Below are 15,355 nucleotides of genomic sequence, written 5' to 3' on the forward strand. Positions count from 1 at the left end.
GCCCCGTTGGGCGTTGGGGCGATAGCCAAATTACTTCTGCAGCTTTTCTCAGCGGATCGCTCACCCTCAGCTGATTTTCGTACCCCATTCTGGCACATCTCGGGCCTGGAACGGATGCCTTCCACTGCTACATTCGCTCGTTTCAATTGATGATAGAATTGATCGGCACACAACGCGATGTCATCGCTGAGAGCATAGGTTATGAAGTCGAAACCCGATCCCGTGCAACTCGACAGTTGGGACCTGCGGATCCTCTCCGAAATTCAGGCAGACGGTCGGATTTCAAAAAGTGAGCTTGCAAAACGAGTTCATCTTTCGGCGTCCGCCTGTTCGGAGCGGCTCCGAGCACTCAAGGCCGCGGGGATTATTGAGGGATTTTATGCGCGGCTGAGTCCTGCCCTCATCGGCGGCATGATCTTTGTGATGGTGGAGGTCGTGCTGGATCGTCATCGTCTTGAGGACCAACGACACTTCGAAACTGCTATCCAAGACATTCCGGAAATCCTGGACTGCTGGGCAATTGGGGGGCGCGTGGATTATCTGATGCGGGTCGCATCTCGTTCTATGGCCGCCTATCAGGATTTCATGGAGGGACTGCTGCAGGCAGGCTTGGGGATTGATCAATACTATAGCCTTGTCGTCACGAAACCAGTGAAGTCCAATTCACCGATACCTTTGTCCGCCCTGAGGCAACGGTAACCCAAAAGCTAAGTTTCAACGGCGTTTGGCACGGATCCCGTAGATTCGTCGGCAAAAGGCACCCATTCCGACGAAACTCAAGGGACATTTGCGGTATACTAATTGCTGGAAAAAGGTGGCCGAGCGCTATCCGCCAGTTGATCGCGAGCAAGGACGATGCGCTTGAGCAATCTGGAACCGATCTATTCCAGGAGAGGATCGAAGCAGCCATCGGACGCACTTGCCCAGCACGGTTACGGCGAGAAGCCAAACCGGATCGTGCCTGGTTGAGGAGGCGTCCATATCTAAGATGCGAAGTGCCGAAAAATGCCTCTACCGCTACTTCAAGGGGGGAACTTTCGCCCTGGATTGGCGATCAGTGGCGATTGAGCTTAGTCGCGGTCAGCGCATCCGTGTAGGGGGCGAAATCTACAGCGAGGGTTTGGCAAGCCGACGGGTAGCGGGAGTGCAAGCTGGCCCGCTCGGCCTTGGCGACCAACCCGGCCCTCGACGCCTGCGGACATTCGGAGATCGCGTTTTTACGTCCTAAGTTCGTTGCTGTTCGAGATTAGGAGATCGTCTGTCCTGTTTGACATTGCTGGTCTCCGCAGCCTTCTAAGCGAGGAGCATGGCTGTGCCGGGATCGCGTAGGTGGGTGACAAGGCCGGTCACTCCTGCCACCCGACGTGGTCTTTGAGAAGGTGGAGGTTGCGCTACCGGCTGGAGAGCATGGTGCCAGTTTTCACAAGACAAGGGTCGCTTAATCGAATGGGCGTCAAGTTCATAGATTGCGAACAGATCATGGGGGGATTTGAATAGTGCTACTGACCGAGGCAGAGCTGAAAAGAGTTGCGAATGCCAGTCGAGGACATAGAGCCGCATCGATCGTTCTAAAGGAAGAGACGGCCGCAGCTACAGCCAGATCGTCATTCGACGTTTTTCTGTCACATTCTTTCAAGGACGCAGAGATCGTTCTCGGTGTGAAGCGAATTTTCGAGGAGCTTGGGTTCACTGCTTACGTAGATTGGGTCGAAGATTCACAACTGGACCGCACAAAAGTCTCCTCGGCCACCGCCGAGTTGCTGCGGACCCGTATGAGGCAGTCAAAGACGCTAATCTATGTGCATTCAAACAATTCTCCAGGATCCAGATGGATGCCTTGGGAGCTTGGCTTTTTCGATGGGTTTCGGACCGCGGTAGCGGTTCTGCCCGTGGCAAAAAATTCTTCGGAAACATTCTCCGGGCAAGAATTTTTGGGCCTATACCCTTACATTGATGGGACAGGACCTGCATTCCTGTTTATGAACAGAGGGACCGCGCCTCGCTCAAGAATAGGCTCTGTAAGCTCGACTGCTAACCTCACGTTTGCCAAATCCTGGCTTAAAGAATTTACCGCCACAAAATAGACTGGTGTGCTTCAAAAATGAAATATCCTGGACTCTATAATAGCGCCGACGTGGCATCCAACGAGCAGCAGGCGACGTTTCTGCGCCTGATCCGGGCAGAGTACGTTCTTCTTTTTTTAGCGTCGGTGCTCTCTTTGGACTTGTCGCCATCAAAAGCCTATTTCGGTGTCTATGCTGCGGTATTTCTTTGCTCAATGGGAGTCCTCATTTTCCGGTCGGTCACAAAGCCCGAGCAGGTCTGGTATCAGGCTCGAGCTCTGGCAGAGTCGGTGAAGACATTGACTTGGCGCTTCGCGATGCGAGCACAGCCGTTCGATGACGCGCGCGCCGCTGACGCCAGAGCTGATTTTCGAAAGCTCATGGAAGGTATCCTTGATAGCAATCGTCACCTTGGTAGCGCGTTGAGCGGCACCGATTCAGCATCCCCCCAAACAACCGACCAGATGATGTCGATAAGGGACTCCCCGCTAAAAGAAAGAAAAGACCTATATCTGCAGAGACGAATCTGCGACCAACGGAAGTGGTACGAGAAGAAGGCGCGCTCGAACAAGAGGTCCGCGAAAGTCTGGATGGGCCTTGGTATTTTTGCATACGCTCTGGGATTCTCGTTCATCGTAGTACGCATCGCTGACCCCGCGATGCCAGGCTGGCCGACCGAGCCGCTAATTGTCATCGCCGCCTCCCTTATTGGGTGGACCCAGATCAAGAAATTTAACGAATTGGCATCGGCTTACACGTTGACAGCTCACGAGATCGGCTTGACTGCCGACCTTATTACGGACGCCAACTCGGATGAGGCATTCTCCGCCGCGGTGAACGAAGCCGAACTGGCTTTCTCACGGGAGCACACCCAGTGGGTTGCTCGTCAAAACAACTAAGAGACAACAATGGCATACAGCGATCCGACCTATGTAATATTTGACGGCGATGAAGACGCTTGGGCATACCGCTTTATGAAAGGGTGGAACGCCAGCGAGAATGTGAGTTTTGAATTCGCGAACGCTCACGATCTGGACAATATGACGAGCCGAGCACAGGACGAAGATTATGTTAAACGCAATCTTCGCAACAGAATGAATGGATCGAGCCAGGTACTTGTCCTGATCGGTGAGAAGACGAAAAACCTTTTTCGCTTCGTGCGCTGGGAAATGGAATTGGCTCTTGATCTAGGTCTGCCGATAATCGCAGCAAACCTTAACGGCTCGCGGCAACAAGATGTGAGCTGTCCGCCTATCATCAGGGACAAATGTGTTGTGCACGTGCCGTTCAAGATGAAGGCCATCAAGCACGCGCTAGCCAATTGGCCGAGCGAATTTCATCGGCTTTCAAACGCTCAGCGTGGCGATGGCGCCAGGAGCTATGGCGAAAGCACCTATCGCGATCTCGGCTTATAATCGCCACCTAAAAGCACTTAGCCGCCCAAACATCCTCGCCATCCGCTGGCGGCGACTAGCCTTAGCAACGTCCGCCAGCGTGTTCCGAGCTTGCCGAGCGATGATAAGAAGAGCACGACGTCCGATTTGCTGAGTTTGGCTGAAAGCTGCAGGTCATGTGCAACCTATTAGAGGAGCCCCGCTCGAAGCGTCGGATCGTCAGACAAGATCATGTCGCGCGAGGGCGCTGGTTTCGCGAGGAAAAGGAGCGGCTGTTCGATGTTTGAGGCTTGATCCAGCGTTTCGAGACTGCACGAGCGGCCAGCATTGATGGAGGCAGCTTTTCAGGCCGCGCAATTCTGTCGGCTCGCCCCCTCCTGCGAGCCGCAGCTCGGCTCGCCCTGCGCAGCAACCACGAATTTGCGATCGCAAGAAAGGCAACACGCTGACGATAGAACTTGGCGGCGCTGGTCGGCTGCGAATCAAGATGTCAATGGCAAGGAGCTCTCGCCGCGCGTCTTTGCCGGGCCGAACCTTCTGGCTATGCTCCTTCGAGAAGTCTGCCGAGCACCAGCCGCCGCACCGCCAAAGCTATCAATATGCGCGAGGGCACGACCTCAGCCTCTCAGCGCTGGCCAACCAGGTTGGAGCCTGTGCCGCGGCACGGAACCCGCTGCCTGCTGATCGAGGCGAATGTGCTTTGCCCCTGATCACCTCATTACCACCCTTGGGAAGGGCAAGACCGATCCGGACCGTCAGAATGTAAGGGATGACCGGCAGTTCGGCGGAACATGGCCGCCGGCGCTCTATCGTGCCTCGCGCGGCCGGCGGGAACAGCGTCCCGAGCGCTATTCATCCGTCAATATCGCCCGCTAATCGGGCACTATGCTGGGCGCATGCGCGTCGTAAGCTGTTCGTGTTTGCAGGACGCGCCCCCGACCCTCGGCTAAGGCGAAGGTGACGCCTTAGTTTTCACGGCAATTCGGGCCGATCCCGCGAATTTCACGGCGAATAACCTGCATTCCCGAGAAACTCAAGGGACGTTTCCGGTATGCTATTTGCTAAACAGGTGGCTGGCCGAGTGCCCTCCGCCAATTTATCGCGAGGAGAGGGACATGCGCTTGAGCAATCTGGGAACCGAGCAACTCCGGGAGAAGGATAGAAGCTTCGTCTTCCATCCTTCTACGCATCTGGCCAAGCACAGCCGAGGCGAAACGCCAAATAGGATTATGGCCGGTGCGGAAGGCGTCTATATCTGGGACACCGAAGGCCGAAGGAGCCTCGACGGTTTCGGAGGACTCTACTGCGTCAACATGGGATATGGATGCACGGAGATCGCCGAGGCCATTGCCAGGCAAGCACACGAATTGCCGTTCGCGCACGTCTATGCCAGCCAAGGTACGGAGCCGGTCGCCCTGTTGGCAGAGGCCGTGGTCGAGTATTTCGGTCAGAACATGCGAAGGGTCTATTTCGGCCTCTCCGGTTCCGATGCCAACGAAACCAACATCAAGCTGGTCTGGTACTATAATAACATTCTTGGCCGGCCCGAAAAGAAAAAGATCATCTCGCGAAATCGCGGCTATCACGGGTCTGGATTGGTCACGGGTAGCCTAACTGGCCTTCCCTTCTTTCACAATTTCTTCGACCTGCCTCTGGATTTGGTGCGCCATACAACCACGCCGCACTATTACCGCCAGGCGCGTGTCGAGGAGAGCGAGGAAGCGTTCTCCCGGCGCTGTGCCGATGAGCTTGAAGCCTTGATCCTGGCCGAAGGACCGGAAACGGTTGCAGCTTTTATCGGAGAGCCGGTACTTGGGACAGGAGGTATTGTGCCGCCCCCCAAAGGGTACTGGACGTCCATTCAAGCGGTGCTCGACAAATACGATATCCTTCTAATCGCGGATGAAGTGGTCTGTGGCTTCGCGCGAACCGGCGAGAAGTTCGGTTCCCACCTGTATAACATGCGTCCGGATTTCGTGACCATCGCAAAGGGTTTGAGTTCCGCCTACCTCCCCATCTCCGGGTCAATCATTGGCGACCGTGTCTGGTCGGTTTTGGAACAAGGAACTGAGAAGCACGGCGCACTCGGCCACGGCTGGACATATTCGGGGCACACGCTTTGTGCCGCAGCCGCGCTCGCCAATATTCGACTGCTTAAAGAAAAAAATATTCTGGAGCATGTCCGCGATGTTGGACCGTATTGGCAAGACCGGATGAAGGCCGAGCTGGCGGGACATCCCATCGTTGGTGAAGTTCGCGGAGTGGGTATCCTGTCGGCCGTAGAGATGATGCGGGACCCAAAACAAAGGATACCATTCGAACCCGACCTTCAGGTCGGGGTGCGCACTGCAGCTGCTCTGTTTGAGAATGGTGTCATCGGACGGGCCATGCCGCATGGCGACATCCTCGGTTATGCCCCCCCCCTGATCATTACCCGAAAAGAGATCGACATCATTGTCGACGCGACGGTAAAGTCGGTCGATACCACCTATCGCGCGCTGAAGGCCGAGGGTGCCGTATGATTTTGCGATCGCGAAGGAGCGAGTCCGGAGGCAGGCATGTCCCTGCGCGCTACTGCGCCGAGCAGACCCAAAACTGTTGAATTCCAGATATCTGATCTTGAGCATGCTCCGGGCTATTTCAGTCACGATTTGTAACCGAATCAGTTCTGCCGCCGCTGTCCTGTTGCCCAACGACCAGGACCTCTGTGCGGCGCGCCCTGCGGGTGTACCTCCCCGCCGGCAGGGCGCCCTTTTTGACCCACGTAATCAGTATCATTATGGCCCGTGCGGGATCGAGGGTCTGGTAAAGGTCATCTGCACGTTCCGATGCAGATTGAGCTTAGACGTGCCCTTTACATCATTGCAGCGGGCCATAATCATTGCGGTGAATTTTATCACGTCAGGTATATAGAAGGACGATACTCACACGCCACCCCGTTCACAAGGAAAGGCATTTTAATATTGTTGAGACGATTTGCCTATCAAAGAAAAGAAAGCATCGCAACACTTCTTTGCGGATCACGGCGCCCCGGGTGGGGGATGAGCGGCTATCCGAATTGTTATGCTAATGCCGACCCAAATTCCTGCAAAAGCTGGGGTCAATGATGGCTTTTGGTCAGCGCAGGATGATTTCTCCTGATTTGGTCGGTGCAGGGGCGGTCATGATTTAATGCATGGAGATTCTCTGATTGAGCTGTTGAGATCATGAGGCGTCTGCCAGACGCCCATCGGGTGAGCCCAGCATGATTGGGATGACCGACGAAGATCGAAAGTGTGGCAGCATTCTGGAGCCCGGTCAGCCCAGCGACGCCCGCGAATTCAATCACGTTTGTCGGGACATACACGACGCAGCCGGAAGGCGTGCAGAAAGAGGAAGAATCGAGCGCGACGATGACGAGGCACATGCCACTTGTTTTCGAGACATTCCTTGAAAGACTGTCACAGAGTATCGATGAGGCAGATTTCCGGGATGCCATGGCTGAGGCGGCCGGACGACTTGACCTAATCTTCTTTGCCTACCTCTCCTTGCCAGCACGGCCTTCCGGCAAACCGAGGTTAATTTCAAACTATCCACCCCGCTGGACCAGACAGTATCTGGAAAATCAGTATGAGAAACTCGATCCTGTGGTCTTGCGTGCTCGAAATGGCGGCTGCCCGTTTCACTGGGGATCGAATTTGGGAGGCGATAAAATGTCGCCGGCTCAACAGCAGCTATTCGATGAGGCGGCTCAATTCAGCATCTGCTGCGGTTTGACGATCCCAATTGTCGATCTCCGCGGCCGCATCGCTGCGGTTACTTTTGCCGCCGATGAGCCTCGTCCAGTATTTCTTCGGGTCGCTGAGCGGTACGAACAAGCTCTTCAACTGATGGCGGCCTGCTTTCATCGTTGCGTTCGCCGCAAATTGCCGAGCGATCGAACAGTGGATGGGGTTTCGCTGACATCCCGCGAATATGAGTGCCTGAGGTGGGCAGCGCGGGGTAATTCAGCCTGGGTGACCGGCCGCATCTTGGGTATCAAGCCACGCACGATCGCTTTTCATTTGGACAATGCCAAGAAGAAGCTAGGCGTGCGAACCCAAAATCAGGCTATAGCCCTTTTGGGGTCCGAAGGGTCCTCAATTGTCTGAGAAGCTTTTTGATCCCCTTGTGCTCGGGCCATTCGATCGCGCGCTTTGTATCGAGCGTTGACTGGATGCCGAGATCTTCTGTTCCGCCGGCTCGGGCGATGCAGCCGTATTCTTCCAGTCCGCGCCGGTGATCATAGTCTATGGGTGCTCGAGCGGGTGTGTCGTCGCTGACGAGCTAGTTGTGGAGCCTCAACAGGTTGTCCTCGGTTAGAGCGAGGCGACTGATAGGTGTTTTGGACTTTAGGCTCCCGTGGGGACGGTGCCAATTGTATCTGTGCAGCCAGACCGGCAACTCTGCGGCGCGGTGATCTGAAGTCGGATAAGCGATGGCATAAGCCCATTCGCGCAGTGCTGTCTGGATGAAGCGCTCGGCCTTGCCATTGGTCTTGGGTGTATAGGGTCTTGTCCTGACGTGCTTGAGGCCGAGATCGCGGCAGGCCTTGGCGAAGGCCTTTGATCTGTAGCAGGAGCCGTTGTCGGTCATGACGCGGGCTATCGTGACGCCGAGGCTGGCGTAGTAGGCCACCGCCGCCTTGAGGAAGGCGATGGCGCTTTCTTTTTTCTCGTCGGGCAGGATCTGCGAGAAGGCGATGCGGGAGGCGTCGTCGATGCAGACATGGACGAACTCCCAACTGCTGCCGCGCGAGCTGGCATTGCCGGTGCGCTTGCCGGTAATGCGATGACCGATGCGCTCGAAACGACCGAGCTTCTTGATATCGATATGGATCATCTCGCCAGGATGCTCGCGCTCGTAGCGTCGGATCGGCTCGGCCGGTTCGATATCCCGCAACCGCGACAGTCCGGCACGCTTGAGAACCCGGCTAACGGTGGCGGGCGAGACGCCGACCTCATGGGCGATGTGCTTGCCGGTCCAACGTTGCCGCCGCAGCGCCATGATGCGCTCGGCGATCAACGCAGCGGTGGCCTGCGGCATATTGGCGGGCCGCGAGGAACGGTCGATCATGCCGGCCCGCCCTTCGGACTTGTAGCGCTCGACCCAGCGCGCCACGATCTTGGCCGACACGCCGTAGACACGCGCCGCATGGGCTTTGGAGAAAGCGCCTTCTATCACCGACAGCGCCATCTCCTCTCGACGCAGCGGTGTGAGACGGGCATTCTTATGGATGTTCATTCGGACCCTCCGGTGAGTGCTGAAGCTTGGTAACTCCAGTCTCCCCGGTCCGGTCCGAATGGACAACCTCCCGAAAGCTCACAGCTAGTCGTGCGGTTATATAGTTTCCGAGGATGGCCCGCTTGCATACCTGCCTGCCGGTAATCTCTAACCCTTGACTTAGGGCGATGGCTATCGGTTATGCGGCTTGAAAGCGAAGAGGTGGACCCTTCGTCGAGCGCCGGTACGATATGGAGTGCTGCTCCGGGCTAATACCCATCCAGACAGAGCGGAACCTTCTATCACGTCAGACGCTCGGACAGTTGCCAAACCCCGATTTCCTGGGAACTGAATTGTGCTCGCCACCGGGTCCATTTTGCCGGCGCGTCTGTGGTGCAGGCCCCGATCAGCCTGACCAATGGCACAGGAACGCTTCTATGACCGAGCACTGCGAATTTGTCAGCTGGCGAACAATTCCTTGTAGCCGCTCGTCACCATCCAGTTCGCACGGTCGAGATGACTACGAAGCGCCTTCCTGGCGCGCTCCGGTTCAAGTGCCGGATCAATGCCGAGGATCAGTTGGGCCATTTCCTCTTCGGGCGCCTCATCGGCTGAGGCGTCCAGGAGCCTCATATAGATGGTAAAGTGCGCCCTGTCGTAGGCGGTAAGACGGTCAGACCAAGGGACTTCGTCGAGCAGTGTTGAGCTTTGAGTCCTATCTGTTCCCGTTGATTGATTCATGTCTGCCGCGAACCTCGCATGTTGATCGCTGGATCCAAGGCAGAATATCCCAAAATGGGATAATCCGAAACGGGGATTAGTCGCTGAGCCGGTCTCTACCTGCCGGTTCACCTAAATGCCCAAATCTCTTCGATCTCCCCGCCACCAGCGGTTTCTGGCCCAGTTGATCTCACTGCGCAATGTCAAAGGGCTGACGCAGGCGCAGGTGGCTGAGAAGCTTGGTCGTCCGCAATCTTTCGTGGCGAAATATGAGGGTGGCGAACGGCGTCTCGATGTCATTGAGTTTCTCGACGTAACTGCGGCCCTCGATGCTGATCCGTGTGAGATTCTGTTGAGCCTGCGCACGTAGTGGGCGCCCGCGCCCATCACCGCGCGTGCCGTGTGCCGGTGGGTCGAGCCCCGATTTTCTTGGCTCTGGCGTCTCGACCATTCCGCTGCGCCTCCTAGCGCGTCGTTAGACTCTCGCAATTCGCTCTGTTTTGTGCCTTTCTCAGCAGGTGGCGCCGCATCCTTCTAGGCCCGCCGCGGCGTCCCGCAACCCTTAGCCAGCTGTGAGCTTTCAGTAGGTTGTCCATCCGGCCCTTCGGATGCGGTGCGGCTCAGACGGCGGACCCGTTCCTGTCATGATTCGCCGCCGCACCCATTCCTGGGAAGCAGCCATTGGCGAGCGGAGGACAAAATGATGAGACAGCGAAGCGCTGGGCCATCCGCGCTGTGGTGATACGTCGATGCATGGCGGTTGCGCGACTTCGTTGCTTGAAGCGAAGCGACCGCACCGCCCATTTCGTCAACTGGCGAACAAATCCTTGTAGCCGCTCGTCACCACCCAGTTTGCACGGTCGAGATGACTGCGAAGAACGTTGCGTGCGCGCTCAGGTTCGCGTGCCGGATCAATGCCGAGGATCACTTTGGCCATTTCCTCTTCAGTGGCGTTGTCGGCCGAGGCGTCCAGGAGCCTCATATAGGTTGTAAAGTGGTCCTTGTCGTAGGCTGTAATGCGGTCCGACCAGGGGACCTCGTCGGCGAACGGCGTGTTCGATCTGGGCTGCAACATCGCTAATTCTATCTCCGGCCAATGGACCCGCGAAGCCCTGTGCCTGCTAAATGTGGATTACATATTATAGTTGATAAACTCAAGCCGCCTGATCCGCTGGCTTGCGTGCATGGATATGCGCAAGTTGGTCGGACGGAATGTGCAGAGGATCAGGCAAAGGAAGCGCCTGACGCAGGAGCAGCTTGCGGAGATTTCCGGGTTCAGTCAGCAGTACATCAGCGGCTTGGAGAAAGGCCGAAGAAATCCGACAATTATCACGATCTATGAACTGGCATTGGCCCTCGGCGTCAGCCACATGGATCTGGTTCGGCCCGACAAACAGGCATGATACACCCGCCCTCCAAGTAGCTGGCCGCCTGATGGCGCGCGCCGGGTGCTCGTGAACCCAGGCTTTTCTTAGGGTCCCCCGGCAGCCCCTGCCATTTGGCTCGCCCTGGCCCGGCGCACCCTATTGGACAGTCGGCCGCTGCGGTTTTTGTCAGCCTTTCCTGGGGCGGTCGGCATTGCCTTTTAGGCCCGCCGCGGCCTCCCGCAACCTTCGCTCTCGCTTCAGGTCCTTCTCTTGGTTACGATCCTTCGGATGCGGTTCGCCTCTTTCAGCGGGCCTAATCGCTTTCTGCCGCCCACCCCACGGGGACAGCCACGCGAGACTAGTATGGAGCGTTGCGGTTAGCGCACGAACAGCAAAGGAACTGAAAAAACAGGCAACTGTCGAAGCATGGCTGAACCAGCCATCGTGTCGGCATCTTGGAGCCGCGTGTTCGCCTTGAGGCCCTGCCGGTAGGATCCCTGCAGTTGAAGTCATTGTCGGCATTCTGACAACAATGGACATGAACCGCCGAACTATCAAGGCGACCAGGTTGTTGTCTAGCAATGGTTTTCCGAATCGGCACGGCACTTGCGTTACCAAAAACAAGTACGCCGCGGCACGGATCGCCCAAGAGGCTGAACGACCTGATCTGTTTGACCCTCGCAGCAGGGGTGGATGGCTAACACAAAGGAAACTTTGAAGGTGGACGTTTTCGAAAGTTCTCCAATACCTGTCAGGAAAACACGGACGCCATCTTTCTCGGTGGATCTAGCCTTGCTGGGAGTCGCATTCGTTTGGGGGGCGAGCTATCCGGTCGGGAAAGGCGCACTGTTCTACGCGCCGGTTTCGATACTTGTTCTTTATCGCTTCCTGATTACTACGATCATTACGGCAGTGGCTGCAAGACATGAGATCGCATTGGTCTCCTGGGGCGATTTCATCCGCGGCTTCGCATTGGGAACAATACTTTTTTGCATCTTTATTGCTGAAACTTACGGCGTTGCATCGACAAGCGCAATGAACACGGCCTTGATCATATCGCTTTGTGTGATTTTCACGCCGAGCATCGACTATGGGCTATCACGGCGACTTCCACCTACGGGCATTTTGGCAAGTGCTGCCATAGCGTGCATCGGTGTCGGCATTCTCACTGGCGGGATCAGCAGGTTCAGCCCGGGTGACGCGCTTGTCTTGGGGGCCGCGATTCTGCGAGCGGTTATGGTCGTTTCCACCAAACGCCTTCTGGCCGGCCGGCAGATTTCATCTGCAGCCCTGACGGCCATCCAAGGATCGACGGTGGCAACACTTACTTTCGTTTTGGCCGTCGCTCAGTTCGGAATTTCAGGCCTTGTTGTGAGGGCCACCCTTCAGTTTTGGGGCGCTGTTGCCTTCCTTGCACTCTTCTGCACCCTCGCTGCATTCTACATTCAAAATGCCGCAGTGAGAAAATCCACACCGACACGGGTTGGCTTCTTGATGGGAACAGAACCTTTTTTTGGTTTCGTTCTAGCGCACCTTCTTCTGAATGAGCCTTTGACAGTACCGAGCTTGATAGGCGCAGGCCTCGTCCTCGCTGCGACGTTTGCTGGCATCTGGTTTGAGAGCAGGACATCCAAATGAACCCCATCTTGGCTTCCACCAAACCCGCCATCGGCGGCATTTCGAGTTTTGAAGATCTGGAGGCTTTTCCGGACCGAACCGCACCAGTTGCAACCATGTTCAGCGGCGGTCTCGACAGCACCTATCTTCTCTACAAGCTGCAAAGCCTTGGCTTTGCGAACATTGAAGCTGTCGCAGCGGATGTCGGAACGCGCATCGATCAGCCTTTGTTGGAACGGACGGCAGCCATGTTCGGCGCGCGCTTTGTCTGCCTCGAAGGGCGGGATGCCTTTGTCGAACAAGGCGTGAAATCAGCCATTCGAGCCCACGCCAAGTACCTTGGCATCTATCCGTTGAGCAGTTCGTTGAGCCGTCCCATAATCGCATCTTTGGTTGTTAATCATGCTAGGTCAATCAACTCACGGCTGGTTCTTCATACAGCAAACCTTTCTCAAAACAGTCTTCCGCGCCTTAACAATAGCATTAAGCGCTCAGGATTTTCCGGCAACTTCGGCAGTCCGTATGAATGCTCTGTGATATCCCGACAACAGAAGACCTCCGACCTGTCCAAGTGTGGAGCGACTTTTGTGGCGGACCGCACGTGGAGCGCGGACGAAAACCTCTGGTGTCGGGAATTCGAGTCGGGGCCTTTGGAAGATCCCGAGAACTTTTCCATCCCCGAGGAGGCATTTGCTTGGACGCGCCACATTCCCGCAGAGCAGCCGGTAGAGATCAAACTCGGGTTTGCAGACGGAAGTCTCGTGTCAATTGATGACCGTGATGTTGCATTGGTCGACGCAATCCCGTTCCTGAATAACACGGTCGGCAAATTCGGGCACGGCCGCTTTGTCGGGCTTGAACACATCACAACCGGCCAAAAGGTTCTCGAAGTCCGCGAGGCCCCTGCCGCGGCCATTATCTTCGACGCGCTGCGTCACCTCGAAACCGCTTCTCTTGACGTGGCATCAATCGTTTTGAAGCAAGGGCTTGAGCAAGCCTGGTCCCAAGAGGCGGTTTCAGGTGCATGGGGCAGTACTATTCACCAGATGTGCGAACGGGCCATTGCATCCGCCCTCGAGGGCGTTAGCGGGAGCGTCAGCTACATAGTCGATCACACACGCTTTTTACCTCGGTCGATCCGAGCCAGGACGCCGAGATACATTAGGGACCGCGACCTTTGGGAATACCAAGCCGCAACCCACATAGCGTTGTCCAAAGCGTTCCGTCCTCGCCAAGTCACCAAAAGGGAGACACCCGTGGAAAACAACGCACCCCAGGCGCCGGCCAACCTCAGTCAACAATGCACTGACGGTCTGGTGACAAATGGATGGTGGTTTTCAAAAGGCGAGCGCGCCGAAGCCTGCTTTGGCATCGAAATTGATGCAGCCTGGAAGAACTTTGCTGACCATTGGAATCGACTTCTTCTCGATGAATACATGCGTGACGGCGGAACATATCGTTACCGGCGCTATAGCGCTTTTGAATATGACGCGACTGACGGAATCTTTAGGCTCCTACCCCACGCCCCCTACGAACAATCAAAAAGTGTCAATCATCTGAATGGCGGCTTCAAGCGCCACTTCGAGCCCCTTGAAAACTCCTTTATAGACCATCCCGTCTTAGAAAAGATTCTGACAGGTTTCTGCAGAATTCTATGTGAAGCCGCCCGACATGATCGTTGGAATATCAAGATCCATCCCTACCGGATTGTCGCGCGCGATGGTGTAAATGGCAAACCGGCACCCGAGGGCCTTCACCAGGACGGGGTGGACTTCATTGCTTGCTATATGATTGGGCGGGTCAACGTCACCGGCGGCATGAGCATGATCACCGACGCCTCAAAGGAGTTCCTCGGCGAGGTCGAAATGAACTCCCCGAATGATTTTGTGATCTGCAACGACCGCGAAACCTTTCACGATGTATCGTCGATTGTGGCCGAAAACCTGAAAATGCCGTACGCTTATCGCGACGTCCTTGTGATCGCCTTCGAGAAATTATAACGCCCAGCGCGCCGAGAGCATTTTCAACAAGGTTCAATACTGCTTGGTATCCTCTCGGGTGTTCCTGGTGCGGGAACAATGCAGGATTAATTTCTTGCATCTAAACACCTAGATAGCAGTTTCGCCTCTCTGGTATGATGGTTTTTGGCCTCGCGGATCTCGCGTAATACGAATGACCGTGGACACCCCCGATCTTCGCAAGAAAGTGAGAAATTATCCTCATGCTGTCCGACGAGGTGGTCTGCGGCTTCGGAGGCACCGGGAACTGGTTTGGTAGCCAGACATTTGGGATGGAACCGGACATGCTCTCGATCGCCGGGGGGCTTTCATCCGGTCACCTGCCCATTGGCGGCGTCATTATCTCGACAAGATTTATCAATGCGCCGCTGACGAGGCCCACAAGGTCGGCGTGTTCGGTCACGGTTTCACCTACTCCGGTCATCCGGTGATAGCGGCCGTCGCCGCCGAGGCGATCAGGATCTACAGCGAGATCGATTTCGTGACCCAGGCGCGTCGTCTCGGCGATCACTTGCATGGAGCCCTCGCGGACGCGCTCGGCGACCATCCGCTTGTCGGTGAAGCCCGCGGCCGCGGCTTCATCGCGGGGGTTCAGATCGTCGAGGATCGTGCGCCCGTCGCGTCTTCGCGCCCGAGCTGAGGATCGGCGATGTCGAGCGGCGGTGCCGCGAGCACGGCGTCATGATCCGCAATATGGGAGAAGTGCTTGGAATCTGTCCGCCCTATATAATCACCGAAAGCGAGATCGACCCCTTGGTTGACGGCATTCGTTCTGCACTCGACGGCGCCGCTGCTGCGAATTCCCGGGTCGGTCGGGTGGCATGAGTTCCAGCATTAAGACCGACTGCTTCACTTCAGTGGATATTATCGAGCAAACGCTCACCCGAGGGGTGCACTTCATCCGTGTCCGGTACAAAACGTCACCCATGTCTCAG

The 15,355-nt window shown here is 56.2% G+C and carries 14 protein-coding genes and 1 pseudogene; 12 read left to right on the top strand and 3 right to left on the bottom strand.

Going from position 1 to position 15,355, the window contains the following annotated elements:
• The first annotated feature begins 201 nt into the window (after positions 1–201).
• From EOA16_RS16080 to EOA16_RS16105, 6 genes and pseudogenes are all read left to right on the top strand, one after another.
• A complete protein-coding gene (locus EOA16_RS16080) occupies positions 202–699 on the top strand; it encodes an Lrp/AsnC family transcriptional regulator (protein ID WP_063169306.1) in 498 nt (165 codons plus the stop codon).
• Positions 700–2,101: 1,402 nt separating this feature from the next.
• Positions 2,102–2,962, top strand: a complete 861-nt coding sequence (locus tag EOA16_RS16090) for a DUF4231 domain-containing protein (RefSeq protein ID WP_063169305.1) — start codon at positions 2,102–2,104, stop codon at positions 2,960–2,962.
• A gap of 9 nt (positions 2,963–2,971) precedes the next feature.
• The gene (locus EOA16_RS16095; RefSeq protein WP_063169304.1) at positions 2,972–3,478 is read left to right on the top strand and encodes a TIR domain-containing protein; all 507 of its coding nucleotides are present in this window, start codon (positions 2,972–2,974) and stop codon (positions 3,476–3,478) included.
• A 483-nt stretch (positions 3,479–3,961) separates the two neighbouring features.
• A pseudogene (locus EOA16_RS33195) lies at positions 3,962–4,382 on the top strand (transposase); the annotation flags it as partial.
• A gap of 190 nt (positions 4,383–4,572) precedes the next feature.
• Entirely contained in the window at positions 4,573–5,979 is a 1,407-nt protein-coding gene (locus EOA16_RS16100) for an aminotransferase (protein ID WP_063169303.1), read from the top strand.
• A gap of 870 nt (positions 5,980–6,849) precedes the next feature.
• Entirely contained in the window at positions 6,850–7,587 is a 738-nt protein-coding gene (locus EOA16_RS16105; protein ID WP_082826574.1) for a LuxR family transcriptional regulator, read from the top strand.
• A 175-nt stretch (positions 7,588–7,762) separates the two neighbouring features.
• Here the strand turns inward: EOA16_RS16105 and EOA16_RS16110 are convergent, their stop codons facing one another.
• Both EOA16_RS16110 and EOA16_RS16115 read right to left on the bottom strand, forming a co-directional pair.
• Positions 7,763–8,719 carry an IS481 family transposase gene (locus tag EOA16_RS16110; protein WP_063169302.1) on the bottom strand — a complete coding sequence of 319 codons (957 nt, stop codon included), beginning with the start codon at positions 8,717–8,719 and terminating at the stop codon, positions 7,763–7,765.
• A gap of 438 nt (positions 8,720–9,157) precedes the next feature.
• A complete protein-coding gene (locus tag EOA16_RS16115; RefSeq protein WP_063169301.1) occupies positions 9,158–9,439 on the bottom strand; it encodes a DUF2285 domain-containing protein in 282 nt (93 codons plus the stop codon).
• Between the two features lie 115 nt (positions 9,440–9,554).
• Between EOA16_RS16115 and EOA16_RS16120 the strand changes: the two genes are divergently transcribed.
• Positions 9,555–9,788, top strand: a complete 234-nt coding sequence (locus EOA16_RS16120; RefSeq protein WP_082826573.1) for a helix-turn-helix transcriptional regulator — start codon at positions 9,555–9,557, stop codon at positions 9,786–9,788.
• Positions 9,789–10,226: 438 nt separating this feature from the next.
• Here EOA16_RS16120 and EOA16_RS16125 read toward each other — a convergent pair whose 3' ends face one another.
• Complete coding sequence (locus EOA16_RS16125; RefSeq protein WP_063169299.1) at positions 10,227–10,493, bottom strand: DUF2285 domain-containing protein; 267 nt, start codon at positions 10,491–10,493, stop codon at positions 10,227–10,229.
• 109 nt (positions 10,494–10,602) lie between these two features.
• On the opposite strand from EOA16_RS16125, the gene EOA16_RS16130 reads away from it, so the two are divergent.
• The 5 genes from EOA16_RS16130 to EOA16_RS33540 all read left to right on the top strand — a co-directional run bounded on the left by EOA16_RS16130 (position 10,603) and on the right by EOA16_RS33540 (position 15,060).
• The gene (locus EOA16_RS16130) at positions 10,603–10,821 is read left to right on the top strand and encodes a helix-turn-helix transcriptional regulator (RefSeq protein ID WP_029354714.1); all 219 of its coding nucleotides are present in this window, start codon (positions 10,603–10,605) and stop codon (positions 10,819–10,821) included.
• A 657-nt stretch (positions 10,822–11,478) separates the two neighbouring features.
• Complete coding sequence (locus EOA16_RS16135) at positions 11,479–12,423, top strand: DMT family transporter (protein WP_082826572.1); 945 nt, start codon at positions 11,479–11,481, stop codon at positions 12,421–12,423.
• On the top strand, positions 12,420–14,402 hold the full coding sequence (locus EOA16_RS16140; RefSeq protein WP_063169298.1) for an argininosuccinate synthase-related protein: 1,983 nt from the start codon (positions 12,420–12,422) through the stop codon (positions 14,400–14,402). Before EOA16_RS16135 ends, EOA16_RS16140 begins: the two co-directional genes overlap by 4 nt.
• A 221-nt stretch (positions 14,403–14,623) precedes the next feature.
• Complete coding sequence (locus EOA16_RS33535) at positions 14,624–14,851, top strand: aminotransferase class III-fold pyridoxal phosphate-dependent enzyme (protein ID WP_263485461.1); 228 nt, start codon at positions 14,624–14,626, stop codon at positions 14,849–14,851.
• Positions 14,812–15,060, top strand: a complete 249-nt coding sequence (locus tag EOA16_RS33540) for an aminotransferase class III-fold pyridoxal phosphate-dependent enzyme (RefSeq protein ID WP_063169297.1) — start codon at positions 14,812–14,814, stop codon at positions 15,058–15,060. The genes EOA16_RS33535 and EOA16_RS33540 overlap by 40 nt, the downstream gene beginning before the upstream one ends.
• Positions 15,061–15,355: the final 295 nt, after the last annotated feature.

Origin of the sequence: Mesorhizobium sp. M7A.F.Ca.US.008.03.1.1, assembly GCF_003997495.1 — a bacterium.
Lineage (GTDB): Bacteria > Pseudomonadota > Alphaproteobacteria > Rhizobiales > Rhizobiaceae > Mesorhizobium.

Coding starts and splice junctions, on each gene's coding strand:
- EOA16_RS16080 (WP_063169306.1), top strand. CDS start 202: ATGAAGTCGAAACCCGATCCCGTGCAACTCGACAGTTGGGACCTGCGG.
- EOA16_RS16090 (WP_063169305.1), top strand. CDS start 2,102: ATGAAATATCCTGGACTCTATAATAGCGCCGACGTGGCATCCAACGAG.
- EOA16_RS16095 (WP_063169304.1), top strand. CDS start 2,972: ATGGCATACAGCGATCCGACCTATGTAATATTTGACGGCGATGAAGAC.
- EOA16_RS16100 (WP_063169303.1), top strand. CDS start 4,573: ATGCGCTTGAGCAATCTGGGAACCGAGCAACTCCGGGAGAAGGATAGA.
- EOA16_RS16105 (WP_082826574.1), top strand. CDS start 6,850: ATGACGAGGCACATGCCACTTGTTTTCGAGACATTCCTTGAAAGACTG.
- EOA16_RS16110 (WP_063169302.1), bottom strand. CDS start 8,719: ATGAACATCCATAAGAATGCCCGTCTCACACCGCTGCGTCGAGAGGAG.
- EOA16_RS16115 (WP_063169301.1), bottom strand. CDS start 9,439: ATGAATCAATCAACGGGAACAGATAGGACTCAAAGCTCAACACTGCTC.
- EOA16_RS16120 (WP_082826573.1), top strand. CDS start 9,555: ATGCCCAAATCTCTTCGATCTCCCCGCCACCAGCGGTTTCTGGCCCAG.
- EOA16_RS16125 (WP_063169299.1), bottom strand. CDS start 10,493: ATGTTGCAGCCCAGATCGAACACGCCGTTCGCCGACGAGGTCCCCTGG.
- EOA16_RS16130 (WP_029354714.1), top strand. CDS start 10,603: ATGGATATGCGCAAGTTGGTCGGACGGAATGTGCAGAGGATCAGGCAA.
- EOA16_RS16135 (WP_082826572.1), top strand. CDS start 11,479: ATGGCTAACACAAAGGAAACTTTGAAGGTGGACGTTTTCGAAAGTTCT.
- EOA16_RS16140 (WP_063169298.1), top strand. CDS start 12,420: ATGAACCCCATCTTGGCTTCCACCAAACCCGCCATCGGCGGCATTTCG.
- EOA16_RS33535 (WP_263485461.1), top strand. CDS start 14,624: ATGCTGTCCGACGAGGTGGTCTGCGGCTTCGGAGGCACCGGGAACTGG.